The 23,767-nt window shown below is 65.6% G+C and carries 18 protein-coding genes, 2 tRNA genes and 1 pseudogene; 9 read left to right on the top strand and 12 right to left on the bottom strand.

Features of this window, described 5'->3' with window-relative positions; genetic code table 11:
* Positions 1–183: 183 nt before the first annotated feature.
* The gene (locus VN047_RS05045; RefSeq protein WP_325540656.1) at positions 184–3,117 is read right to left on the bottom strand and encodes a TonB-dependent receptor domain-containing protein; all 2,934 of its coding nucleotides are present in this window, start codon (positions 3,115–3,117) and stop codon (positions 184–186) included.
* A 446-nt stretch (positions 3,118–3,563) separates the two neighbouring features.
* On the opposite strand from VN047_RS05045, the gene VN047_RS05040 reads away from it, so the two are divergent.
* Together VN047_RS05040 and VN047_RS05035 are read left to right on the top strand one after the other, a co-directional pair.
* Complete coding sequence (locus tag VN047_RS05040) at positions 3,564–5,045, top strand: amidohydrolase family protein (protein ID WP_325540654.1); 1,482 nt, start codon at positions 3,564–3,566, stop codon at positions 5,043–5,045.
* An 11-nt stretch (positions 5,046–5,056) separates the two neighbouring features.
* A complete protein-coding gene (locus VN047_RS05035) occupies positions 5,057–5,524 on the top strand; it encodes a nuclear transport factor 2 family protein (protein WP_325540651.1) in 468 nt (155 codons plus the stop codon).
* Positions 5,525–5,530: 6 nt separating this feature from the next.
* On the opposite strand, the gene VN047_RS05030 is transcribed toward VN047_RS05035, so the two are convergent.
* Both VN047_RS05030 and VN047_RS05025 read right to left on the bottom strand, forming a co-directional pair.
* Positions 5,531–6,628, bottom strand: a complete 1,098-nt coding sequence (locus tag VN047_RS05030; RefSeq protein ID WP_325540648.1) for an alpha/beta fold hydrolase — start codon at positions 6,626–6,628, stop codon at positions 5,531–5,533.
* A gap of 53 nt (positions 6,629–6,681) precedes the next feature.
* Complete coding sequence (locus tag VN047_RS05025) at positions 6,682–7,905, bottom strand: hypothetical protein (protein ID WP_325540646.1); 1,224 nt, start codon at positions 7,903–7,905, stop codon at positions 6,682–6,684.
* A gap of 90 nt (positions 7,906–7,995) precedes the next feature.
* Here VN047_RS05025 and VN047_RS05020 point away from each other — a divergent pair, with 90 nt between their 5' ends.
* From VN047_RS05020 to VN047_RS05005, 4 genes are all read left to right on the top strand, one after another.
* Positions 7,996–10,290: a S9 family peptidase gene (locus VN047_RS05020; protein ID WP_325540644.1), complete on the top strand. Its 2,295-nt coding sequence runs from the start codon at positions 7,996–7,998 to the stop codon at positions 10,288–10,290.
* A gap of 12 nt (positions 10,291–10,302) precedes the next feature.
* On the top strand, positions 10,303–10,761 hold the full coding sequence (locus VN047_RS05015; RefSeq protein WP_325540642.1) for a heme-binding protein: 459 nt from the start codon (positions 10,303–10,305) through the stop codon (positions 10,759–10,761).
* Between the two features lie 126 nt (positions 10,762–10,887).
* Positions 10,888–12,027: a zinc-ribbon domain-containing protein gene (locus VN047_RS05010; RefSeq protein WP_325540640.1), complete on the top strand. Its 1,140-nt coding sequence runs from the start codon at positions 10,888–10,890 to the stop codon at positions 12,025–12,027.
* 42 nt (positions 12,028–12,069) lie between these two features.
* The gene (locus tag VN047_RS05005) at positions 12,070–12,519 is read left to right on the top strand and encodes a hypothetical protein (protein ID WP_325540638.1); all 450 of its coding nucleotides are present in this window, start codon (positions 12,070–12,072) and stop codon (positions 12,517–12,519) included.
* A gap of 22 nt (positions 12,520–12,541) precedes the next feature.
* On the opposite strand, the gene VN047_RS05000 is transcribed toward VN047_RS05005, so the two are convergent.
* From VN047_RS05000 to VN047_RS04975, 6 genes are all read right to left on the bottom strand, one after another.
* Positions 12,542–12,616: transfer RNA gene (locus tag VN047_RS05000), tRNA-Glu, on the bottom strand.
* Positions 12,617–12,668: 52 nt separating this feature from the next.
* Positions 12,669–12,744 (bottom strand) — tRNA-Glu (locus VN047_RS04995).
* Between the two features lie 104 nt (positions 12,745–12,848).
* A complete protein-coding gene (gene recJ, locus VN047_RS04990; RefSeq protein WP_325540636.1) occupies positions 12,849–14,615 on the bottom strand; it encodes a single-stranded-DNA-specific exonuclease RecJ in 1,767 nt (588 codons plus the stop codon).
* Positions 14,612–16,132 carry a PH domain-containing protein gene (locus VN047_RS04985; RefSeq protein ID WP_325540634.1) on the bottom strand — a complete coding sequence of 507 codons (1,521 nt, stop codon included), beginning with the start codon at positions 16,130–16,132 and terminating at the stop codon, positions 14,612–14,614. Before VN047_RS04985 ends, recJ begins: the two co-directional genes overlap by 4 nt.
* Positions 16,129–16,659 (bottom strand): PH domain-containing protein, encoded by a 531-nt coding sequence (locus VN047_RS04980; protein ID WP_325540632.1) that lies wholly within the window; start codon positions 16,657–16,659, stop codon positions 16,129–16,131. The genes VN047_RS04985 and VN047_RS04980 overlap by 4 nt, the downstream gene beginning before the upstream one ends.
* A gap of 25 nt (positions 16,660–16,684) precedes the next feature.
* Positions 16,685–18,646 carry an alkyl/aryl-sulfatase gene (locus VN047_RS04975; protein WP_325540630.1) on the bottom strand — a complete coding sequence of 654 codons (1,962 nt, stop codon included), beginning with the start codon at positions 18,644–18,646 and terminating at the stop codon, positions 16,685–16,687.
* A 65-nt stretch (positions 18,647–18,711) separates the two neighbouring features.
* Here VN047_RS04975 and VN047_RS04970 point away from each other — a divergent pair, with 65 nt between their 5' ends.
* Positions 18,712–19,197, top strand: a complete 486-nt coding sequence (locus VN047_RS04970) for an NAD(P)H-dependent oxidoreductase (protein WP_325540628.1) — start codon at positions 18,712–18,714, stop codon at positions 19,195–19,197.
* Positions 19,198–19,433: 236 nt separating this feature from the next.
* On the opposite strand, the gene glpX is transcribed toward VN047_RS04970, so the two are convergent.
* Positions 19,434–20,402, bottom strand: a complete 969-nt coding sequence (gene glpX, locus VN047_RS04965) for a class II fructose-bisphosphatase (protein ID WP_325540626.1) — start codon at positions 20,400–20,402, stop codon at positions 19,434–19,436.
* Positions 20,403–20,525: 123 nt separating this feature from the next.
* Between glpX and VN047_RS04960 the strand changes: the two genes are divergently transcribed.
* A complete protein-coding gene (locus tag VN047_RS04960) occupies positions 20,526–20,948 on the top strand; it encodes a hypothetical protein (protein ID WP_325540624.1) in 423 nt (140 codons plus the stop codon).
* Here the strand turns inward: VN047_RS04960 and VN047_RS04955 are convergent.
* Positions 20,945–22,264, bottom strand: coding sequence for a homoserine dehydrogenase (locus tag VN047_RS04955; RefSeq protein WP_325540622.1), 1,320 nt, complete (start codon positions 22,262–22,264; stop codon positions 20,945–20,947). The genes VN047_RS04960 and VN047_RS04955 overlap by 4 nt on opposite strands.
* 108 nt (positions 22,265–22,372) lie before the next feature.
* Complete coding sequence (locus VN047_RS04950; protein WP_325540620.1) at positions 22,373–23,185, bottom strand: hypothetical protein; 813 nt, start codon at positions 23,183–23,185, stop codon at positions 22,373–22,375.
* Positions 23,186–23,526: 341 nt separating this feature from the next.
* Between VN047_RS04950 and VN047_RS04945 the strand changes: the two are divergent.
* Positions 23,527–23,767 (top strand): annotated as a pseudogene (locus VN047_RS04945) (energy transducer TonB); the annotation flags it as partial.

Genomic DNA, 23,767 nt, shown 5'->3' with positions numbered 1-23,767 from the left:
AGTGCCCACAATCTGCTGGTGGCGGCAGTGGCGAGCGAAGATGCGAGCGGGACTGCGAACAGGCAGGCGGCCGCCATCAGGGCGGCGACACGGCGCGGCTTGAAGGTCATGAAATCGGGCCTTCCGTCAGCGGAAAAAGAGAGGCCGGCGGAGCAGGGACGCTCCGCCGGCCGGGGACAGGTTTTAGAACTTCATGCGGACACCGGCGAAATAGCGCCGGCCGAGCGTGTCGTAGAGCGACACGTCGACATTGGCGTCGCCGACGAAGGTGGTGCCGAGGATCGGCGGCATCTTGTCGAGCAGATTGTCGACGCCGGCGAAGAAGGTGAAGTTGTCGTTGATCTCGAACGTGCTGGTCAGGTCGAAATACCAGGTGGCCGGGGCCGTCTTGATATTGGTCGTGGTGACCGTCGGGAACACCTTGAGACCGCCGATCATCCGGGCCTGTCCGCGGATGCTGACCGGGCCGCTGCTATAGGCCGCGCCGAGGTTCAACTTGAAGTCCGGGATGATGAAACCGCCCGTGCCGGTCGAGCAGCCCGCACCGTAGAAGCCGGCGCAATCCTGCGGCGCGACGGTACTGAGCACCTGCGTCGAGCGTTCGAACAGCCAGCTTGCAACCCCCGTCAGGCGCAGCGTCGCATCATCGCCGAGCGCGGCGGGAAGCGGCAGGGTATAATCGCCCTGGACGTCGAGCCCGCGGACCTTGAGCGCGCCGATATTATTCTGGTTGGTGCGGACATAATCGATCTGGCCACTGGACAGGCGGAAGACTGACAGACAGGTCGGGCTGGTGGCGTTCAGGCCAGTGTAGCAGTCGTTCAGCGTCTGCTGCGCGTTGATCGTCGTGATCGCTCCCTTCACCTCGACGTTGAAATAGTCGACCGTGATGTTGAGGCGCGGAATGAACGGCGGCGAGATCACGGCACCGATCGTGTAGGTCTTGGATTTTTCTTCCACCAGATTGGGGTTGCCGCCCGTTTCCTGCGTCAGCCCGAGCGTCGCCTGGGTAAAGTTGGCGATGTCGCCCGATGGGACGCCCTGCGCGACGCAGAAGTCGCGCAGTTGCTGACTGCGCGGATCGGCGCTGGTCAGGTTCGGGCGCGCGCACGGATCGGTGCCGCCGGTGAAGCCCTGACCCACCGCCGAATAGAGTTCGTTGATATTCGGCGCACGGATCGCGCTGTTATACGCGCCGCGGATCCGGACCCAGCTGACCGGCGCCCATTCGCCGCCCGCCTTCCAGGTGAAGACGCCGCCGACGGTCGAATAGTCCGAATAGCGCGCCGCACCCTCGATCGCGAGCGTTTCGAAGAAGGGTGTGTCCGACAGGATCGGAATACGGATTTCGCCGAAGATTTCCTTGACGTCGAACGAGCCCGACAGGGCGTTGCTCGACGCGGCGCCATATTCCTTGTTGAGGTCCATCGCGCTCGGCGTCGACTGGTAGCTGTCCTTGCGATATTCAACGCCGACCGCCACCGCCAGCGGGCCTGCCGGCAGATCGAACAGCGTGCCGCTCAGCGAGGCGCCGGCGACCTGGCGTTCGAAGATGTCGTTGGCGGTGCGCGACGGGGTCAGGTAGGCGCCCGCTTCGGGGGTGATCGATCCCAGTCCGAAGATCGATACGGGAACGCAGCCCGGGACGCCCGACCGGCAGACGACGTCGCCTGCGCCGTTAACGACCGAATCGAGGCCGAGGCTGAGACGCGTCTGGTTGATCACGCCTTCCGACCGCGTATCAGTGCGGTTGCGCAGATACTGGTAGAAGACGTCCCAGCGCCAGTTCTGCTTGCCGATGTCGAGATTGCCGCGCAGGCCGGTGGTGATTGCGTAGGATTGCCGTTCGAAGAAACTGTCGCGCGTCCCGAGTTCATCGGCGCGGCGTCCGCCCCCGACGACAGCTGCGGTGCCATCGCCATCGGGATCGAAGAGCGCGGCGTTGTTGACGAAGAAGTCGCGTACCGCCGGCGACAGGCTGGCGCTCGTCGCATAGTTCGGCACGAGCAGCGTCGACGATGCCGCACCGGGCGTCACCGGCGTGAAGCTGTCGGGCGCCAGTTTCGAATTATTCTTCGCGTTGACGAAGAAGGCTTCGGCGTAAGCGGTAATATTATCGGTGATGTCGTAATGCGCGAGCGCCGAGAAATTGATGCGTTCGAGCGGACGCTGGAGCAGGTTGAACGGCGCGTAATTATAGGTGTCTTCGGGCTGGCAATAGGGCATCGGCGTGCCGCCCTCGCCGAAACGGATGCCGGTAATCGCGGTGCAGGGGCCGCTCGGAACCATGTTGACCCCCACGAGGGCGTCGCGCTGCGCCTGGCTCAGCGGCACGCGCGTGCCGGGGATGTTGCCCGAACCCGAATAGACGAGCGCGCCATTGATTTCGGCCAGCGGCAATTTGCCGAACGGGCGGTCGGCCTGCGTGATCGGATCCTGTTTCGCCCAGGCGCCCGAGATGGCGACATTGCCGCGCCCGCCACCCAGATCGGCGCCGAAGGTAATGTCGATCTTTTTCGACGCGGCGTCGCCGCGGTCCGAAATGCCGGCCTGCGCCGACATCTGCAGCCCTTCGAAACTGTCGTCGAGGATGAAGTTGACCGCACCCGCAATCGCGTCCGAACCATAGACCGCCGACGCGCCGCCGGTGATCACCTCGACGCGCTTGATCAGCGCGTCGGGGATGCTGGTCAGATCGACCGAACCGTTCGAGTTGGCGGGGATGAAGCGGCGCCCATTGACGAGCGTCAGCGTTCGCGTCTCGCCGAGGCCGCGCAAATTGGCGGTCAGCACGCCTGCACCGCCGCCGTTGTTCACGGTCGAGGTATTACCCGACGCGAGTTGCGGAAACTCGTTCATCGTCTTTTCAAGCGTAAGGTTGCCCGATAGCTGGACGTCTTCCTGCCCAACGATCGTGATCGGGCTCGGCGCGGTCAGGTCGGTGCGCTGGAGGCGCGATCCGGTGACGACGATGTCGGTTGGTTGCGCGGCGGTTGTGTCGGTCGCCACGTCCTGCGCTGCGGCGGCGGCGGGCAGCAGTGCGGCCGACAGAAGGCTGGTGGCGAGCAGCGAACGGCGGAAACGGTCCTGCGGACGGATGTATCGATTGTAAGACATACTGGACTCCCTGTTATTCGGCCTTTGGCCTGTCGTTGGTTTCGATGGCGGCGCTTGCGGGCGCCGTCGTTCCTCCTGCATGCTTCTCCCCGGTGTCGTTCAGACCGATCTTTTGAGCCGGGACCGACGCGCTGTTTTGCGCGGTGTCCCGTCGGGCTGGACGACGAAGATGACGGAGCTTGGGGCGCCTGCATCAGGCGCGCGATCGCGCGGCCGGGATGTCGCACGGAAGCCAGTTGCTTCGACATGCGTGAGGCGATGATGACGGGAGCGAGGGCCTGTCTGCGGTCGCGCGCGCCGGGTCGTCCGCGAAAGCGCGGTTTCAGCGAACGTCGCAAAATCCGGGCTATAAAGCATCCGGGACCCCTTTTTGCTATTACTGTATACGAAATACGATATACTCAATCTTCGGAGAGTCAATGGCACAAGTTTTCGGGGAGGCTCGCTTGACCGCAACAAACTGTCTTCAAACCGCTTTTGCGGGCATGTTTCTGATGATTTCGGCGCTTTTCGCCCCTGTCGCGACTCGGGCGGAGACGCCTGGCCGGATCGCGATCACCGGCGTGACGGTGATCGACGGCACAGGTGCAGCGCCCAGGAAGGATATGACCGTGCTTGTCGAGGGCGGACGGATCGCTGCGGTCGGGTCGGGCACAGCGGCTGTGCCGGGCGCACAGGTCGTCGACGGGCGCGGACGCTATCTGCTACCCGGTTTCATCGACAGCAATGTCCATGTCTCGGTCTATGGCCAGCCCGCGCGCCGCGACACCTCGCTCAAATATGCCGATCGCGGCGAAGAACTCGCGCTCGAATTCGCGCAACGCGCGCTGACCTATGGCGTGACGACGATGCGTGACAGCTATGGCGTGCTGCCCCCGATCCTGAAGGTGCGCGACCGGATCGACCGCGGCGAGGTCGTCGGTTCGCGGCTCAAGGCGGCGGGCAACATCCTCGGCTGGGGCGGCCCCTTCTCGCTGACCTTCTCGCTCACCAAGGATTCGGAGCTGTCGCTGTTCCAGGAACAATGGAACGACTTGCTCGCGCAGGACATGGGCGAAGAGATCATGGATATGACGCCCGGGGAGCTGCGCGTGGCGATGAACCGCTATCTCGACAAGGGGGTCGACTTCATCAAATATGGCGGCACCAGCCATTTCCTTCGCCCCGCGCTGATCGGCTTTTCGCCGCGCCAGCAGGCGGTGATCGTCGAGGAAGCGCACAAGCGCGGCAAGCCCGTCGAAACGCATGCCACCAGTTCGGAAGGGCTGACGCTCGCGGTCGAGGCAGGGATCGACCTGATCCAGCATCCCGAACTGACGAGCCGCGATCTGCCCGACGAACTGATCGCGCTGATTGTGAAGAAGGATGTGCTGTGCGGGATCCGGTCGAATTACATCACCGGCGATTACCGCAAAAAGCATCTCGCCAGGCGCGCCGAAATGGAAGCGAAGATCGCGAAAATGCCGCCGGCGACGACGAGCGCCGAGCGCTGGCGGCGGCTTGAGGCGATGGACGACAATCAGGACGTACAGCGCCGCAATGCCGAGCGGCTGATCAAGGCGGGGTGCCGCGTCACGCCGGCGACCGACAGTTTCTATGGTGACGCCCCCGAATTCCGCCGCGTGCCCAAGGGCGATGAGGCCGAACCGGGCATCGGGACAATCCGTGCGATAGAGGGGCTCGTCGAACTGGGGATGACACCGATGCAGGCGATCGTCGCGGGAACGAAGCACGGCGCCGCCGCGGCACGCATGAGCGCCGACCTCGGCACGATCGAGCCCGGCAAGATCGCCGATCTCGTCCTGCTGTCGGCCGACCCGCTTGCCGATATCCGCAACATCGAGAAGGTCGAGGCGGTGATCGCGCAAGGGAAGCTCGTCGACCGGTCGAGCCTGCCCGAACGTCCGCTGTTCCTGCGCAAGCCCTGAAGGAAACCGTCATGATAAAATGGATAAGGATGCTGGCGGCGCTGCTGCTGTTCGCGGCGGCGACCCCGGCGCGTGCCGATGAAGCGTCGGAAAAGGCCGCGATCCTGAAGGTTGTCGCCGATATGGAGGCGGCATGGAACCGCAGCGACTTCACCGGCTACATGGCGGGCTTCTGGAACCCCGGGGTGATTTTCGTCTCGGGCGGCAAGATCCAGGACGGCTGGCAGGGCACGCTCGACCATTATGTGCGCGATTATGGCGGTTCACCCGAACGGCGCGGCACGGTCCATTTCTACGACATCGACATCGATATCCTCGCGCCTGACGCCGCGCTGCTGATCAGCCACTATAATCTCTCGCGGCCCGAGCGGGCGCAGGAGGGGATCAATACCCGCCTGTTCCGCAAGATCGACGGCCGCTGGGTCATCGCGATGAACCACGTCTCTTCTTACGACCCGGCGGCGCCCGCCGCGAAGTGAGCTGCGTCAGCCGCCGCTGCGCGCGAGCAGGTCGACCAGATCGGCTTTCCAGTTGATCGCCCAAGTGTGGGTGCCGTGTCCGCGCGTCTCGTCACTTTCGGCAACCATGCGGAAGCGCGCGTTGGGCATCCGCTTCACCGCCTGCTCCGGAAAGGTCAGGTTGCGAGGATTGATGAAGTCGTCGGCCGAGTTGATCCACGTCATCGGCGCGGTGATCTTCTCGAGCCCCGGCCACGGATTGTATGTCCGCGACGATTCGAACTGATAGATCATGTCGTTCGCATCGCGGCTCGCGATGTCGCGTGCGACGCGCTCGCGCGCGTAGGCCGCGGCGGCATCGCGCGTCGGATAGTTTTTCTGGAGATTGAGCGGTGCGCCGCCCGCGATCACCGACAGCGACGCGGCGGTCCGCAGCCCCTGTACCGGCTGGCTCTTGTATTCGCCGTCCATCCACGCAGGGTCGGCCTTGACCGCGTCGATCAGCAGCTGGCGCCACATGCGGTTCTGCCCCGCGATCTCGACGGGCTGGCACGCCATCGGCATCAGCGCCTGCGCAAAATCGGGATAGGTCTCACCCCAGATGAAGCCGTGCATGCAACCCATCGAGGTGCCCATGATCAGGCGCAGCTTCCGGATGCCGAGCCCTTCGGTGAGCATCCGGTGCTGGAGTTCGACCATGTCGTCATAATCATATTGCGGGAATTTCATCCGGAGTCCGTCGCTGGGCTTCGACGATCCGCCATGACCGACATTGTCGGGCAGGATGATGTAATAGCGTTTGATGTCGAGCGGTTGCCCGGGGCCGTACAGTTCATCGGCGAACTGCGGTTGCAGGAACTGCTTGCCGCTGCCGCCGGTGCCGTGGAGCACCATCACCGCATTGTCGATCTCGCCCTTCGCATTGCGATGCGGCGTGCCGAGCGTGCTGTAGTGCAGCCGGACCGCCGGCATCATCTCGCCCGACCGGAAGCGAAAATCGCGAATCGTGACGTCGCCTTCCTTCGTCGCCCATTTCGCGGGCGCCGCGGCGGGTACCGGGGGGGGCGGCGCAGCCTGGGGAGCGGCGGGCTGCATGGCGAGCAGCGCCAGCGTCAGAAAGGTCATCTCTATCTCCTCGAATTTCGAAACAGGGGCGTGCCGTGCAATCGCCCCCGCCGTCAAGCCGGCCGGCGGCGTGCGGTGATGATCACATCGATCTCGTCAGCGCGCGGATTGATGAACTCCAGCCGGGTCCGGCCATCGTCGGTCGGCTTGATCGTTGCGGGGATCGAACTGTTGGTGAGGATCCAGCCCGCAGGAAGGACGACGGTGTTGAGCGGCCGGCCGAAGCTGCGGTGCCAGACGAGTTCGTCGCCGGTGACGCCATAGCGTTCGGGATCGGTATAGGTTTCGGAAAAGCGCAGCCGCGCGCTCTCTCCCGGCTTCACCGGATCGAAGTGGAACACGACCGCCTCGGTATCGGCGGTCACGCCTTTTTCCGCCGGACTGACCTTCAGGATCGCATCGCCCTTCAGCATCTCCCAGCGCAGCGGCGCGCCGGTGTCGAGGTTCCGCGCCGAGGGTTTCGACGCGCGGCTCCCGGGACGGACGATATTGACATAGGTGCCGACCCCCGGCCGCGTCTCGGTATAATCGTGATAAAGGTCGAAGCTGTGCGTTTCGGGCGGCTGGAGGAAATAGGTGACCTCGCGGCTCTGGTATGCGCGCTCGACCAGCGGCGCCCCGACGCTCGATGGCGTCACCTTCAGCCCGGGCGCCGGACGCGCTTTCACTACCAGCGGCGCCTCGGCGGGGGTGTTGTTCCAGAAGGCGATCTTGAGCCGCCCGTCGGCTTCCTGCAGCACCTGCGCCGGATAATTGCACGAGACCAGCTCATAGCCCACCGGTAGCACGACTGCGTTGCGCTTGTTGCCGAGCGGCCGGTCGAAGACGATGACATCGCCTTCGCTGTAATAGCTTTTCGCATCGGCATAGGTCTTGTCGATCAGCACGCGGCCCTCGCCGCCGTCGGCCGCAACCGGCCGCGCCAGCGCGACGCGGATATATTCGCTGCCCGGCGCAGCGCTCCCTACTCCGCCAGCCTTTGCGACATCGCCGGGAACGACGGCGAAGACCAGCGGCTTGCCCGTTGCGCGGTCGATGACGCTCTCGTCGGTCGCGACGCTGCCGGGGCGGATTGGATTGAAATAGGTGGTCGCGCCCGGCGTGCTCGCGGTGATTTCATAGATGATGCGGAACTTGTGGCTGCCCGGCGCGAGCAGCTCGTACCGCGTATAGGCGTCGGATTCGCTTTGCGGAGCGGGCGCCGCCGGCTGCGCCTGAAGCGGCGCCGCGACTATCAGGCCCGCCGCCGCGATCGTCCACTTGAGATGCGCCATCATCGTCCCCCGGATTGTCGTGCACCGACTCCAAACAGCCTTGCATCGTATACTAAATACAATAAACTTGCGCACGTCAATCGGGGAGGAATCATGGCTTTCAGGACTATCATCATCGCGGTGTTTGCGCTGGTCGCAGCCCCCGCGGCTGCGCAGGTGACCGCGGCCGACGTCGATCGCTCGCTAGCCCTGCGCGAAAGCTGGATAGGTCTGACCGAAAATGTCGCGTTCGCGGGGCAATGGGCGGAGGACGGGCGCGGCTATTCCTATCGCAAGACCGTTCCCGGCGGGTTTGCCTTTATTACCTATGACGCGAAGTCGGGAAAGAAGCGCGCGAGTTTCGACCAGCTGCGGCTGGCGGCCGCACTCGGCAAGGCGACTGGCGAGACTTACGCGCCGCTGCGCCTGCCCTTCGAAACCTTCGCCTTCGCTCCCGGTGGCAAGGCGATCAAATTCGCGCTGAGCGACGATGATTGGCAATGCAGCCTTGCCGACTATGTCTGCGCCGAAGTGCCGGAGACCGGCCAGCCGCGCGCTTTCGGTGTCGTGCGCGACCTTCGCATTCCCGCCGACAACAGCCCGCGCCGTTCACCCGACGGCAAATGGGAGGCCCATGTCGAAAATTTCAACATCGCTGTGCGCCCGGTCGGCGGCGCGTGGAAGCGGATCAGCAGCGACGGGTCCGAAGCCAATTTCTATGATCCCGAATCGATCGCCTGGTCCCCCGATTCGACGAAGCTTGCCGCCTATCGTGTCCACCCCGGCTTTCGCCGGATCGTAACCCGCGTCCTCTCGACACCCGCCGACCAGATTCAGCCGAAGGTGATGGAGCAGCTTTATCCCAAGCCCGGCGATGCGGTCGATATCGACCAGCCCGCGCTGTTCGATGTCCCCGCCGGACGGCAGATTGCCGTGCCGGGCGACCTCTTCGCCAATCCCTATGACATGACCGCGCTCGAATGGCGAAAAGACAGCGCCAGCCTTTCGTTCATCTATGAGCAGCGCGGACATCAGATCGCGCGCGTAATCTCGGTCGACGCCGCCACCGGCACGCCGCACGCCGCAGTCACCGAGGAAGCGAGAAGCTTCATCAATCAGGGGCGCCGTTTCCGCCACGATCTCGATAACGGCCGCGAAGTGATCTGGATGTCCGAACGCGACGGCTGGAATCATCTTTATCTGTTCGACGGCACCACCGGCGCGGTGAAGGCGCAGGTCACGCGCGGGAAATGGGTCGTCCGCGACGTCGTGAAGATCGACGAGGCGAAGCGGCAGATCTATTTTACCGCGAGCGGGATGAATGCCGGCGAAGATCCCTATTTCCAGCATTTCTACCGGATCGGTTTCGACGGCAGCGATCTCACCCCGCTGACCAGTGCCAACGCGTATCACGACATCGCGCTGTCGCCCGACACCAGCCTCTACGTCGACACTTACTCGCGCGTGGACCTGCCGCCGGTTGCCGAGCTCCGCCGCACGCGCGACGGCAGTCTCGTCACGGTGCTCGAGCGCGCCGACATTTCGAAACTCGTCGCTGCGGGCTTCAGGGCGCCCGAACCCTTCATCGCCAAGGGGCGCGACGGTCAGACCGACATCTACGGGCTGATCGTCCGCCCGCGCGATTTCGATCCGGCGAAGCGCTACCCGGTGATCGAGAATATCTACGCCGGCCCGCACGCGAGCTTCGTGCCCAAGACCTGGTGGCCGTTCGGCTATCATTCGGGAGGCGACAAGGTCATCGGCATGCAGTCGCTCGCCGACCTCGGCTTCATCGTCGTGCAGATCGACGGGATGGGGACGTTGAACCGTTCGAAAGCGTTCCACGACGTCGCGTGGAAGAATATCGGCGACGCGGGCTTTCCCGACCGCATTCTCTGGCACAAGGCGGCGGCGGCGCAATATCCCGCCTATGACATCTCGCGCGTCGGCCTCTACGGCGGTTCGGCGGGTGGGCAGAACACGCTGTCCGGCCTGCTGTTCCATCCCGAATTCTACAAGGTCGGCGTGGCATTCGCGGGCTGCTTCGACAACCGCATGGACAAGATCAGCTGGAACGAACAGTGGATGGGCTGGCCGGTGGACGAAAGTTACTCGGCCTCGTCGGGGGTCGACAATGCCTGGCGGCTCCAGGGCAAGCTGCTGATGATCGTCGGCGAGCAGGACGAAAATGTCGATCCAGCCTCGACGATGCAGGTGGTGAGCGCGCTGGTGAGGGCGAACAAGGTCTTCGACCTGCTCGTCGTCCCCGGCGAGGGCCATGCGGTCGGCCGTTCGACTGGCCCTGTCGATTACGGTCAGCGCAAGCAGTTCGATTTCTTCCTGCGCAATCTGGCCGGGCAGGAGACGCCTGACTGGAACGCACGCCCCGCCACACCCCCTGCACCCTGACGGAGACACCGCATGATCCGCACCATCTTCGCCGCCGCCATCATCGTCGCTCCCGTGTCGGTACCTTCCGCCCGGGCCGAACTGGCGCGCGATCGCCGTATCGATGCCGCCGACGCACAGACAATCACCGATACCTGCCTCGCGCTTGCCGCCAGATCGGGGTGGAAGGTCCATGTCGCGGTGCTCAACGAATATGGCGACCTCATCCGCTTCGTCGGCATGGACGGCGCGACGCGGACAAGCGGCGTGCTCGCACAGGGCAAGGCGCGCACCGTCTTTCGTACCGGTCGTTCGACCAGCGAGGTCGCGAAAATGGATCCATCGGCGCAAAATGCCTTTGACGCAGTCGCGATCGGGGGCGGTCTGCCCGTGATCGTCGACGGCCGGATGATCGGCGTCGCGGCGTCGAGCGGCGCGCTTCCCGGGCAGGACGAGGCGTGTATCACCGCGGGAATCGAAGCGGCGATGTAGGGAAAGCCGGGCGACCATCGATTCCCCGATCGGCCGAATGTGCGTTCGATCACATAAATCGCTGTTGATCGTTGTTAAGCCCATGGGGCAAGACGATTTTCCAACGAACGAAGGATCGAACCGACGATGGCTAATTTTTGCTCCGAATGCGGATCGGCGCTTTCCGCCGGCGCGCGTTTCTGCGCCACCTGCGGCGCTCCGGTACCCGATGCCGCGGGCGAATCGGTCCCCCTCTCCGAAACCGCCCCGCCGTCGCCGTCGCCCGACGCGGGATATGTCCCCCCGATCGCCAGTGGCAGCGCGCCCGATCTGTCGCCGGCGTCGCGCAAACCCCTGTTGCTCGGTGGCGCTGCGCTCCTCGCGGTCGCGATCGCAGGCGGCGCCTGGCTCGGGCTTTCGAGCACCGACACGCCGACGGAAACCGGCAGCGAGTCGGCGTCGGGGTCAGGCGAGGCGACTGCCGAGCGCGCGTCGCTCTTTGCCGTCGCCGAAGCCAACCTGCGCGACAAACCCTCGCTTCAGGGCTCGAAGGTGGTCGGCTCGCTGAAGCGCGCCGAGAAGGTCAGCGGCGCGCTGGTCAACGACGAGCGCGGCAAGCCGTGGCTGAAGGTCGATGGCACCGGGCATTTCGTCAGCCTCGCCAATCTGGCCGAAGCCCAGCCGCCAGCGCTGGCGAGCCTCGACGGCAGCGACCGCATCGCCACGGCGGCGTGCACGGTTCTGGAAACGGCCGGCGCGGGGGCGACGACGAAGACCGTTCTGAAAAGCGGCGCCGCGATCCGCGTGGTCGGCAGCACCGCCGACGGCTTCGTCGAACTCGGGCTGCCGGGCGGCGGTGTCGGCTACACGCCGTCTTCGGCCGCCTGCGCAACCGATCCGTCCCCGGCAAAGGGCGCGGTCGCCAATTCGCTCATCCAGTTCGATCCGCGCACCTGCGAACTCGGTTCCGAGCTCGAGCCCTATTTCGAAAAGGCGCGCCAATCGCGCGCGGGTATGGAAGAGATGGAGGAGGAGTACAGCTTCCCCGTCGACAAGAAATTCCGGGGCCTCACCGTCAAGTCGATCATCGTCGGTTACGAATGGCAAGGCGTCGCTTTCGGCGACCCGCTCGCCAAGGTTCAGACCGTCTTCCGGCAAATGGGTTTCAAGATCGACAAGAATGGCGATTTCACGGTGCCCGACGATGTCGCGGTGACCACGACGCTGCGCGCGGCCAATGCGGACGTGAAGGCGCGCGGCCAGACCGAACTCACCTGCGGCGTCTGAGCTCGCCGTTCATCCTCCACTCGATCAGAAAGCCATCGTCTGATGTTCATTTTGTCTCTCTCGTCGCGGCTGGCGCGGCGCGCCGGCCTTGCCATCACGCTCCTCATGGTCCCTCAAATCGCGTTGGCGCAAAGCTGCGTGGTCGATATCGCCGCGGTCGAGAAAAGCATCGCGCGGCTCGAAACATCTTATGACGACATATTGTCCGATATCAGTTGTGATGACCCGGTGAAGAAGGCGCATCGGCTGATGTGCGATTCCTCCTACCAGGCCGGCGACAATCTCTGGCGCATGGGCCGGCTCGACGACCTCGCGTGGGTCTATGCCTATGAAAATGCCACGAAACGCGAGGTCGATCGCGCCGATCCGCCGCGCGACTCCGCTTTCCTCGCAAAGCGCGACGCCTGCACCGATGCCGTGTGCCTTTGCAGTGCGCTCATCGCGCACACCAACGACAGCCTCGGCGGCGAATCGCCCTATCCGGGTGGATGAGGTTGCTCTTGTGGCGGTGGACTGGTGACCCCTACGGGAATCGAACCCGTGTTTCAGCCGTGAGAGGGCCGCGTCCTGACCGCTAGACGAAGGGGCCTTGAAGGTCGGAGGTTTTCGCGAAGCGACGCGCCGACCGCGCGCCTTGCCGATGGTGACCCCTACGGGACTCGAACCCGTGTTTTCGCCGTGAAAGGGCGACGTCCTAGACCGCTAGACGAAGGGGCCGTCTGATCGGTGAAGCGGCGCCTTAGACGGGCGTTTCGGCGGGGTCAAGCATGGGGAGGCATAGCCTGTGCAAAAATATTGCGCCGCAGCGTATCAGCCTCCTCCTAGTCGGCCCACGCCGCGTCCTCCAGATGCAGTTCGGCCGCCGGCCGGCTGCCCCAGTCGTCGCGTTTCGCGCGGCCCGCAAGCCAGAGCTTGCGTCCCCGCGCGTGGAGGAGCGCTTGGCCCAGTTCGGTTTCGGCGCTGCGGAACGCCACCGCCTTGAAGCGCGCGCCATCGTCGCCCGACACGATCAGGCGGACATGGTCGGTGCCGACGATTCCCGATTCGACGATCCGCACCGGTCCCGTTGCGACGCGCGGTGCGGGCCAGCCGGCACCATAAGGCCCCGCGCTCTCGATCGCGTCGCACCACAGCGGGTTGATGCCGCGCGGTGCGAGCACTGCGTCGATCAGCAGCGACTTGTCGCCGCTCGCGCGTTCGACGTCGGCGGCGAGGCGATCGTTGAGGAAGGCACCCAACGCATCGACCTTGCCCGCGGCGACGGTTAGCCCCGCCGCCATCGCGTGGCCGCCGCCCGCAACGAGCAGCCCCGTCTCCTTCGCGGCGAGGATCGCGGCGCCGAGATCCACGCCGCTGATCGAGCGCCCCGATCCCTTGCCGACGCCGTCTTCGCCCACCGCGATGACGATCGCGGGGCGATGCAGCCTTTCCTTGAGGCGCCCGGCGACGATGCCGATCACCCCGGGATGCCAGCCTTCGCCTGCGACTATCGCCACCGGCGCGTTTCCGCACGCCGCGCTTGCGTCCAACGCCTGCTCGAGCACCGCTGCCTCGATCGCGCGCCGCTCCTCGTTGAGCCGGTTGAGTTCCTGCGAAATCTCGGCCGCCTCCTGCGGGTCGGATGTCGTGAGCAGGCGCACGCCGAGGTCGGATTTCCCGACGCGCCCGCCGGCGTTGATGCGCGGCCCCAGCGCAAAGCCCATGTCGCTTGCGCTCGGCGGCTTGGTGAGGCGCGCGGCGTCCATCAGCGCCGACAGGCCGATATTGCCGCGCCGCGCCATCACCTTCAGCCCTTGCGTCACCAGCGCGCGATTGAAGCCCGTGAGCCGTGCGACGTCGGCGACGGTGCCGAGCGCGACAAGGTCGAGCAGGTCGATCAGCGCCGGCTCGCCGCGGTTCGCGAAAAAGCCCCGCGCGCGCAAGGTGCGGAGCAGCGCGGCGCCAAGCAGGAAGGCGACCCCGACCGCGGCGAGATTGCCGTGGATCGCGGCGTCGGCTTCTTCGTCGAGCCGGTTCGGGTTCACCAGCGCGAAGGCTTCGGGAAGCGTCGTTGCGCACTGGTGGTGATCGACGACGATCACCTCGACCCCCGCCGCCTTGGCTTCCGAAATCGCGTCGAACGCCTGTGCGCCGCAATCGACGGTGACGACGAGCTTCGATCCCGCCTCGCCGATCTTGACCAGCGCGGCGCCTGACGGGCCATAGCCTTCCATCAACCGGTCGGGGATATAGGCGCCGACCGGCAAGCCGAGATCGCGCAGCAGCCGCACGAGGAGCGCCGCCGAGGTCGCGCCGTCGACGTCGTAATCGCCGAAGATCGTCACCGCTTCCCGGCGCTCGACCGCGTCGGCGAGCCGCGCGGCGGCGGTATCCATATCGCGGAACAGTGACGGGTCGGGCATGAAGCCGCGCAACGTGGGGGTCCGCTGCCGGTCCAGATCGTCACGCGCGACGCCGCGTCCGAGGAGCAGCTGGGTGACAAGATCGTCGGGTGCGAGGTTTTCGGCGCCCATATCGGCGCTCGTCCGCCGCCAGTGCCACGGCTGGCCGGTGATCGACCGCGTAATGCCCAGTGCCGCGCCGCTCATCGCCGGGTTCTCGCCGTCAGGATACGCGTGCGCAGGTCGTGCGCCGTGGCGACAGGAATCGCAGGAATCTCGTGGCTCGCGAGCGAACTGCCGCCGGGGACGCCGAACACCAGCGTCGCAAGTCCCAGCGGCCGGAGGATGAAATCGCTCTTGAGGTCGACACTCTGTACCGACGCGTGCGGCAGCAATGTCGTCTTTGGCTTCCACACCCCGCGCCGGATTGCGACCTGCTCGCCAAGGTCGGCCCAGCGGTGAAAGCGGGCACCGAATAGCGATCCCGCCGCGATAAGCAGTCCGGCAACCGGGCCGAACCAGCCCAGAGGCTGCCCAAGCGACGCGGCGATCAATCCGCCGATGGTCGCACAGATCGCGCCGATCACGCCGCCGAGTGCGACGATGTGGTGGCTATGCTGCCAGACCTGACCGGCGCCCGGGCGCATGATCGCAACCTCGGTCAGCACCGGGTCGATATCTCCCAGCCTGGCGAAGGGTACGACCTGATGGTCGCGCTCTTTCTCGCCATCGCTCGCAAGGCTCTGCAGGCGCAATTCGTGCCAGCCGAAACGCTGGCGCAGCCAGCCGGTGACGATGATCGCTGCCTGCACCCGCTTCACCGGCACCGCAACGTCGGTGCGCGTTGTCAGCCCCCGCGTCCGGCGCAGCGCACGCGGCTCGCGCGTCAGGCGGAAATCCCAGTTGGCGAAAAACATCATGGCGATCCCGCTCGCGAAACCGAGGAGCAGGAGCGACACGATCCCGCCGGCCGCGGCGATTCCGCGATGCGCATAGACCCAGTCGCCGAGTTCGTAATCATCGGCGACGTCGATCCAGTCTACCGGATTGAAGATGTTGAAATCGAAAGGCAGCAGCCCGTCGAAAAACTGCATGCCCGCGCCAACGACGGCGAGCGCGGCGAGCGAGAAATTGAACAGCCCCGCGACCAGCAACTGGCGCGGGGACATCGCGAAGAGCAACCGGTCTTCGGGTGCGGGTGCCATTTGGGTCGCGTCGGTGGCCGCCGGTGCCGCCGCTTCGCCGCTGCGATGCGCGCGGATCGTCGTCCGCAGCGCTTGTGCCGCATCGAGCGCGATGGCATTGAGGTCGGCGTCATTCTCCTTGCCGCCTGCGCCGGTCTCGAACCCGACCTTTGCGATGCCGAGCGCGCGCGCGACCAGCCCTTGCTCGATGCTGACGTCCTGAATGCGGTCGAACGGGATCGTGCGGTGCTGGCGCGAAAAGACGCCGCTTTCGATGACCACCTCGTCGTCACCGACGACAAAGCGGAAGCGCAGCCACTGAAACCAGGCAGCGAGCAGCGAGATCAGCAGAAAGGCGAGAATCGCGGGGACGACATACACCCAGTTGCCGGTGAAGCCGAGTGCCGCGACCGCGGGTAAAAGATTGAACGACTTGGGCCCGAGCGCCACGATGGCAAGCGCGAGCGTCGCGGGATGCAGCCGTTGCCAGCGCGGTTCGCTATCCGCAAGGGCAGGAAGGGTGGCGCTGGCGTCGCTCATGCGAAATCGGTCTGGATGTGGCGGCGGATCGTCTCGCGCATCGCGGCGGCGAGGTCCGCGTGGAGCCCCGGCAGCGTCACCATGCTGTTGTGCGTGCCCGAGGTATGGACGACGAGGTGCGACAGCCCGAACCAGCGTTCGATCGGCCCTTGCCCGACGTCGATATGCTGGACGCGGACGAAGGGAACGATCGTGTCGGTACGGAACAGCCAGCCGCGCGCGACACGCAGCTGCCCTTCGCCGATCCTGTACCCCCAGCGCGACACGCGCCGCGACGGAAAACTGACGATCGTGATCGCCGCGATCAGCCACGCGAGCGCGGTGATCAACCCGTATGGACCCTCGATATGCCGGATCAGCAGCGCGTCGAACACGCTCGCACCGATCGCGAGCGGGATCAGGTTGAGCGCCGTCGCGATGCGCAGCACCTGCGCATAGGCCGGATTGACCGGGTTGAGCCCCTCGGCGGCGTTGAGCGCATCCGGGGCGAAGGGATCGGTCGGGTGCGCGGCGGGCGTGTCGGTCATGTTCCTCCGTTAGTCGTTGGGGCGCCTATGGCACAACCACATTGAAGCGCGGGTCGGCGGGCGGATGCATCGCGAACCACGACAGGAACGCCATGCGATCGCCATCGATCCGGATCGCGCCCGACTGGATCAGCGCCGGGAATTGCGCGCGTCCCATCATCGCCTCGTCGAGGATCTTGCGGTCGATCGTTACCGTCGCGGTAGGTGCCGGATCGGTGACGCCATAGCGCGGGAATTCGACCCCGCCGCCGACGACGACCGCAACCGTCTCCTTGCTGTCGGGCATCACGAACTGGAACGTCCCCTTGACCGCGCTTCCCTTCGCGGCGTCGAAACGCGTAGCAAGTGCATCGAAAAACACCGCGGTCGGGATTGCGCTCACGAAGCTGCGGCTCTGCCCGTTACTCGTGGTCGCCTCGACGGCATTGCCGCGCAGGCTCGCTGCCCCGGCGAGATAATAGTTCCGCCACGCCCCCGATTCGGCCTGATAGCCGAGTTGGTCGTACGCCGACGCCAGTGCGGCGCGCGCCGCCTTGTTGTCGGGCTCCGCAAACACCAGCTTGTTCAAAAGCTCTGCCGCCCAGCGATACTCGCCCGCGCCTAGCGCTTCCCGGCCCGCCGCGAGCAATTTGTCCGCTCCGCCCGCCAACGCGACATATCGCGGCGCCGACTTCTCGGGGGGCAGCGGATTGAAATTCGCGGGATTGCCATCCCACCAGCCGAAATAGCGCTGATAGGTCGCCTTCATGTCGTGGTTGAGCGTGCCGTAATAGCCGCGCGTCGAAAAATCGCCCGCCTGCACCGGGGCCTCCGCCGTCTGGTCGGCAAGCTCGTGCAGCGTCGCACCGCGGTTCGCGAGAAAGAGCGTACGGTCGTGGACATAGCGATAGGCGTCGCGCTGGTTCGCCAGCAGCGACGATACCTCCCCCGTCCCCCACGTCGGCCAATGATGCGACGCCATCGCGACCTCGGCCCTGCCGCCCCATTTCAGCAGCATTGCGTCGATCACCTTCGACCAGCGCAAGGCATCGCGCACCTGCGCTCCGCGTAGCGTCAGGACATTATGCAGCGTATGCGTCACCACCTCGGTCGTGTGCAGCGCCTTATACGCCGGGATATAGAAGACGAACTCCGACGGCGCCTCGGTGCTCGCGGCGTCGAGGAATTCGAACGCCAGCCCGTCGATCGTCAGCGTCCCGCCCTTGTCGCTCACCGTCTCGGTCGGCTCCATATAGCCGACAGTGCCCGACGACAGCTTCGGTCCCAGCCCGGTATCGACCTGTCCCCTTTCGCCCGGCGGCAGGATCGCGCCGAACATGTAAAGCGCGCGCCGCGCCATCGCGCCGCCCGCGAGGACATTTTCGGACGTCGCTTCTTCAGAGAAACCGTGCGGCGCGATGATGCGAATCTTCTCCGCCTTTGCCCGTTCGGGTGTCACGATCCCGCCGACGCCGCCGAAATGGTCGCTGTGGCTGTGCGAAAAGATCACCGCTTTCACCGGCAGCTTGCCCGTCTTTGCCTCGACCGTATCGGCGAACAATTTCCAGCTCGCCGCGGCGGCTTCCTCGGACAGCAGCGGATCGACGACGATCCATCCGGTTTTGCCGCGGATGATCGTCATCACCGAAATATCGTAGCCGCGGACCTGCCAGATCTTGCCCGGTACGACCTCGAACAGCCCGTGCACCGCGTCGAGCCGGGCCTGCCGCCAGAGCGACGGGTTGACCGTGTCGGGCGTCTCGGCCTTGTCCAGAAACGCATACGGGCGCCGGTCCCACACGATCTTGCCGTCGGCGGTCTGGATCACCCCGCCCGGAATCTCCGCGATCTTGCCACGCATCACATTGGCTTCGTCGCGCGGGTCATCAAGCGGCAGGCGCCCCGCGATTTCGGCCTGCGCGGTGCGCGTCGCCTCGCTCGCCGCATCCTGCGCGGCAGCGGCGAAGGGCAGGGCGCTGGCAAGCAGCATGGCGGTCATTCGGTGCATGATATCTCTCCCCCATATTTCGGGGCAGCTTGCGCCGCGGTCCGGTGCTTGGCAAGCATCGGTCCATGACCGACGCGCCGCACCTCCTGATCGTCTGGCACAGCCGCACCGGGGGTAGCCGCGCACTCGCCGAGGCCGCTGCCGATGGGGCGGGGACCGCGGAATTCGTGGCGGCGGAGGATGTGACGCCGGAGGTGCTGCTCGCGGCAGGCGGCTATCTCTTCGCCGGCCCCGAAAATCTCGCCGCGCTGTCGGGTGCGATGAAGGAGATGTTCGACCGCTGCTATTACCCCTGTCTCGGCCGGCTCGAAGGGCGTCCCTATGCGACGATCATCTGCGCGGGGTCCGACGGGGAAAACGCCCAGCGCCAGCTCGACCGCATCGCCACCGGCTGGCGGCTGAAGAGGGTGGCGGAACCGGTCATCGTGGGCACTGCCGCACAGACACCCGAAGCGATCCTCGCGCCAAAGACCATCGCGCCCGACCGGCTCGCCGAGGCACGCGATCTCGGCGCGGCGCTTGCCGAGGGACTCGCGGCAGGGGTTTTCTGAAAGCGCCATCCATCATCCTGACTGTATTATATGGATAATACGGATAGAATGAGCGGGTCAAGCGCTGGCGGGGCAATGTCGGCCTGGAGGGGGCGAACGACCCGCTCTTTCGTCATCCCGGATTTGATCCGGGATCCCGCTTTTTTGATGCATCGACCAGCTTTGGTAGCAAGCGTCACCCCGGGTCAAGTCCGGGGTGACGAGATATGAAATGTCGTGCTTCCGGCCGAAACCCCTCAGTGCGCGCGATGTTCGCCCTTCACCCAGCGTACCGTGCCCGACGAGGCGCGCATCACGACCGTCTCGGTCGTCATCACGCCGTCGCGGCGGCGCTTGACACCGCGCAGCAGCGATCCGTCGGTGACGCCCGTCGCGGCAAAGATCACGTCGCCCTTGGCGAGGTCTTCGAGGTCGTAGACGCGGTCGAGATCGTCGATGCCCCATTTCTTCGCGCGCTTGCGTTCGTCGTCGTTGCGGAACAGCAGACGGCCCTTGAACTGGCCGCCGACGCAGCGCAGCGCCGCCGCGGCGAGCACGCCCTCGGGCGCGCCGCCCGACCCCATATAGATGTCGATATTGGTATCGGGATTGGTCGTCGCGATCACGCCGGCGACGTCGCCGTCGGGAATCAGCGCGACGCCGCAACCGATCGCGCGCAGCTCGGCGATGATCGCCTCGTGGCGCGGACGGTCGAGCACGCAGACGATGATCTGTTCGGGCTTGCAGCCCTTTTCGCGCGCGACGGCTTCGACATTCTCGCGCACGCTATTTTCGAAATTGACCACATTGGGCGAATAGCCGGCGCCGACCGCGAGCTTGTCCATATAGACGTCGGGGGCGTTGAGCAGGCAGCCTTCCTCGGCGATCGCGAGCACCGCGAGCGCGTTGGGGCCCGCCTTCGCGGTGATCGTCGTGCCTTCCAGCGGATCGACCGCGATGTCGATCTTCGGGCCCTTGCCGGGCGCGTTGCCGACCTTTTCGCCAATATAGAGCATCGGCGCCTCGTCGCGCTCGCCTTCGCCGATGACGATGGTGCCGTCCATATAGAGGGTGTTGAAAGCGGTGCGCATCGCCTCGACGGCGGCGGCGTCGGCGGCCTTTTCGTCGCCGCGGCCGATCAGCTTCGCGGCGGCGATCGCCGCGGCTTCGGTGACGCGCACCATTTCGAGCACGAGCACCCGGTCGAGGTTGCTGCTATTCGTCATGTCCGCCACTCTCCGTCTTTACTTGTTCCGCCCCGTGGGCATGGTGGGCGCCATATGGTCGCCCGCGCCACTTGTCGAGAACGCTTCGCCCGATTCGGTGCCGCTTTCGCCATGAGTTGTGTCATGGTGATGATCGGGGCGATGACCGCGATGGCGCCCGCTGCTGCGCAGATGCAGGGGCCGCCTGCGCCGCCGCCGCCGCGCGATGCCCAAGGCGCCGCCGCCAGGGCCAAGGAAATGGTCGATCCGATCAGGCGCTGCAAACCCGCCGACGATGGCTCGATCAATGTGTGCGGCACCGATACCGAGCGGCACAGGCTGACCCCCGAACTGCGCGCGATCGCGAACGAAGGTCGCGAGGCGCCGCCGAAGCTGCCGCGCGCCGAGGCGCAGGCGATGACGCTCGACAAGCTGCCCTATAACTGGATTTCGCTCGGCGGCCGGATGAAACGCGGCCCCGAATATAATGAGCAGTTTGAAGCGATGAAACGCGCGACCGACCCCGAAACGGGCACGCCGGCGGCGCCCGAGGAAGAAGAGCCCTAGAGCGCGAGAATCGGCATATGCATCGGCGCGCCCACGACATGATCGGACGCGCCGAGGATGCCCAGCGCAGCATGGATCGCGCTCGCCGGGCCTTCGTGGGTGACGAGCACGATGACGACGCCGCTGCCGTCTTCGCTGCCGCGCTGGATCAGGCTTTCGATCGAGACGCCGGCATCGCGCATCGCCGTCGCGATCTCGGCGAGTACGCCGATCCGGTCCTCGACGATCAGGCGGACATAATGTTTGCCGATGCGCGCGCCGGCATCGGCAACCGGCGCAGCGTCGAGTGCGTCGACCGGCATCGCAAACGCCGGGCCATATTCGTCGCGCGCGATATCGATGATGTCGGCGACGATCGCCGACGCCGTCGGCCCTGCGCCCGCACCCGCGCCTTCGAAGAAGAGGCGGCCGACGAAATTGCCCTCGGCGACGACGGCGTTGAGCGCGCCCGGCACATAAGCGAGCGGATGGTCGGCGGGGACGAGGCACGGCTGGACATGCTGATAGAGACCGCTTCCGTCGCGCTCGGCCATGCCGATCAGGCGGACGCGGTGCCCCAATGCTTCGGCCTCGCGAATGTCGGCTGCGATCAGTCCGCGGATTCCGTCGGCGGTCACGGCGTCGATGTCTAGCCGCGTACCGAAACAGAGCGCGGCGAGGATCGACAATTTGTGCGCGGCATCGATCCCGTCGACGTCGAAGGTCGGGTCCGCCTCGGCATAGCCTTCGGCCTGCGCGGCGGCGAGTGCGTCGGCAAAGCTCGCGCCGTTTCGCTCCATCTGCGTCAGGATATAATTGCAGGTGCCGTTGAGAATGCCATAAACGCGCGCGATCTCGTTCGCCGATGCGCCCTCGCGGATCGCCTTGATCACCGGGATGCCGCCCGCGACCGCGGCTTCATATTTCAGCGGCGTGTCTTTCGCCTCGGCGAGCCGGGCGAGGTCGAGTCCGTGATGCGCGATCATCGCCTTGTTCGCGGTGACCAGCGCCTTGCCTGCGCCGAGCGCGTGGCGCGCGAGCGTCAATGCCGGGCCGTCGGCGCCGCCGATCATCTCGACGACGACGTCGACATCGTCCGCCGCGACGATCGCGTCCATATCGTCTTCCCAGCGATAGGGCGACAGATCGACGCCGCGATCCTTGTGCCGGTCGCGCGCCGATATTGCGACGATCTCGATCGGCCGTCCCGCGCGCCGGGCGATCAGGTCGCGGTTCGCCTCGAGCAGTCGCACGACGCCGCCGCCCACGACGCCAATCCCGGCCAGCGCGACGCGCAGTGGCGGGCGGGGAGCGGTCGGGGCGGAATAGGGCGACATGTAGGACTCCGTGACAGGCGCGGAGCCTCGCCCCGCCATCGGCGCCGCCCTATCGGCTTTTGCCGGGGAAACAAGCCCGGCACGCCTAGGGCGCGCCGAAGCAAAACTTTACCCCGCTGCCGGCGGCTTGCGCGTCCGGGTGCATTCGCCGAGCGCGCCCAGGATAATGCCATAGTCCGATGCGGCCTTGCGCCGGTCCTCGGGCGCGGTGCCGGCAAGCTTGTTGAGCGGAAGCTGACGTGGCAGGCCGCACGCGAGGCGGTACCATGCGAGCGTATTGCGCGCGGGCACCGCCGCCGACGCATCGACGATCTCGCCGAACGCCGCGGCCCAGCGGCGCGACCCGTCAGCAGCAGTCAAAACGGTCAGCGACACGGGCTCGCCCGTCTTCGTGTTGAGGAAGAGCTGCGTCTCGCCCTCGCCGGGCAAGGTACCGGGAACATGAAAGCCGTTCGCGATCCCCGTGATCGCCGGTGCGGCGCCGGGCTTGACCAGTTCGGTCAGGACGGCGCGCAATTGCGCTTCGGTCGCGGGATCCCACGGCAGCTGGGCGTCGGGCGCGATCAGCCGGACGCTGCCGGTGTTGCTGGTTCCAGCGGCGGTTCCAGCGACAGGCCGGGCAAAGAGCAGGACGGGCTGTTTCTTCTTCAGCTTCGGCGGCTTTCCCTTCGCGTCCAGCGGCAGGTCGACGAGGTAGGAGATTCGGGCCGCGAGCGGCCCCGATCCGCGAATCAGGCTGACCACATCGGCCTCCACATAGAATCGGGAATGGCCCGCCGCGAGGCCCGGCGCCTGTGCCGGTTTGAGCACTGCAGCCTTGTATATGCGCGCGTGCAGCACAATCGGTGCGATAGTGGCGAGGTCGGCGATGTCGGCGTAGCTATAAGGGCTGGCCGCCGCGGTGGGTGCCGGTGCCTGCATGGCCGAAGCGCTTGGAATTCCAAGATTTAGGGCGATGATTCCCGCGATGACAGCGGGGTGGGGGAGGCGCATGATCGATCCACTTTCCATCGTTTATGACACCGTTATCGGCGTTGAAATCCCTATCATGGGATAAGGGACATTAACCGCTGATAAAGGGTTTGCGAACTTGCCGCCACCGCGATAGGACGTCCCCGAAGTGTCCGGCAAAAACATAATAAGCCGGATACAATGCCGTCGGGTCTCGCGGAACGCATCGGAAATCATCCGGGCATTTGGCAACCGAACCTGAAGGTAGGGAATTGGTGTCAGGATGATCTAGCAAGGAGCGTCGTCCCTGAATGGCTTATGGTGATAATGTCGACCCTAAAAACAGGGTAGTGGCGATTGTCTTGGTTGGTCTGCTCACAGCGGTTCTAGGCTACGGCTTGGTTAACGGCTTGAATATCAGTATCGTCAAGAAACTCGCCGAAAAATTGGATGTGGTGGACGTTGAAGAGCCGCCGCCGCCGGAGGAACCCCCGCCGCCGCCGCCGCCGGACAACAAGTTGCCGCCGCCGCCGCCGGTCGTGACGCCGCCGT

The sequence above is a fragment of the Sphingopyxis sp. genome (genome assembly GCF_035565275.1).
Classification (GTDB): Bacteria; Pseudomonadota; Alphaproteobacteria; order Sphingomonadales; family Sphingomonadaceae; genus Sphingopyxis.
The sequence above is the reverse complement of the archived record's forward strand: the minus strand, read 5'-3'. Positions and strand labels throughout refer to the sequence as shown.

Coding starts and splice junctions, on each gene's coding strand:
- VN047_RS05045 (WP_325540656.1), bottom strand. CDS start 3,117: ATGTCTTACAATCGATACATCCGTCCGCAGGACCGTTTCCGCCGTTCG.
- VN047_RS05035 (WP_325540651.1), top strand. CDS start 5,057: ATGATAAAATGGATAAGGATGCTGGCGGCGCTGCTGCTGTTCGCGGCG.
- VN047_RS05030 (WP_325540648.1), bottom strand. CDS start 6,628: ATGACCTTTCTGACGCTGGCGCTGCTCGCCATGCAGCCCGCCGCTCCC.
- VN047_RS05025 (WP_325540646.1), bottom strand. CDS start 7,905: ATGATGGCGCATCTCAAGTGGACGATCGCGGCGGCGGGCCTGATAGTC.
- VN047_RS05020 (WP_325540644.1), top strand. CDS start 7,996: ATGGCTTTCAGGACTATCATCATCGCGGTGTTTGCGCTGGTCGCAGCC.
- VN047_RS05015 (WP_325540642.1), top strand. CDS start 10,303: ATGATCCGCACCATCTTCGCCGCCGCCATCATCGTCGCTCCCGTGTCG.
- VN047_RS05010 (WP_325540640.1), top strand. CDS start 10,888: ATGGCTAATTTTTGCTCCGAATGCGGATCGGCGCTTTCCGCCGGCGCG.
- VN047_RS05005 (WP_325540638.1), top strand. CDS start 12,070: ATGTTCATTTTGTCTCTCTCGTCGCGGCTGGCGCGGCGCGCCGGCCTT.
- recJ (WP_325540636.1), bottom strand. CDS start 14,615: ATGAGCGGCGCGGCACTGGGCATTACGCGGTCGATCACCGGCCAGCCG.
- VN047_RS04985 (WP_325540634.1), bottom strand. CDS start 16,132: ATGAGCGACGCCAGCGCCACCCTTCCTGCCCTTGCGGATAGCGAACCG.
- VN047_RS04980 (WP_325540632.1), bottom strand. CDS start 16,659: ATGACCGACACGCCCGCCGCGCACCCGACCGATCCCTTCGCCCCGGAT.
- VN047_RS04975 (WP_325540630.1), bottom strand. CDS start 18,646: ATGCACCGAATGACCGCCATGCTGCTTGCCAGCGCCCTGCCCTTCGCC.
- VN047_RS04970 (WP_325540628.1), top strand. CDS start 18,712: ATGACCGACGCGCCGCACCTCCTGATCGTCTGGCACAGCCGCACCGGG.
- glpX (WP_325540626.1), bottom strand. CDS start 20,402: ATGACGAATAGCAGCAACCTCGACCGGGTGCTCGTGCTCGAAATGGTG.
- VN047_RS04960 (WP_325540624.1), top strand. CDS start 20,526: ATGGTGATGATCGGGGCGATGACCGCGATGGCGCCCGCTGCTGCGCAG.
- VN047_RS04955 (WP_325540622.1), bottom strand. CDS start 22,264: ATGTCGCCCTATTCCGCCCCGACCGCTCCCCGCCCGCCACTGCGCGTC.
- VN047_RS04950 (WP_325540620.1), bottom strand. CDS start 23,185: ATGCAGGCACCGGCACCCACCGCGGCGGCCAGCCCTTATAGCTACGCC.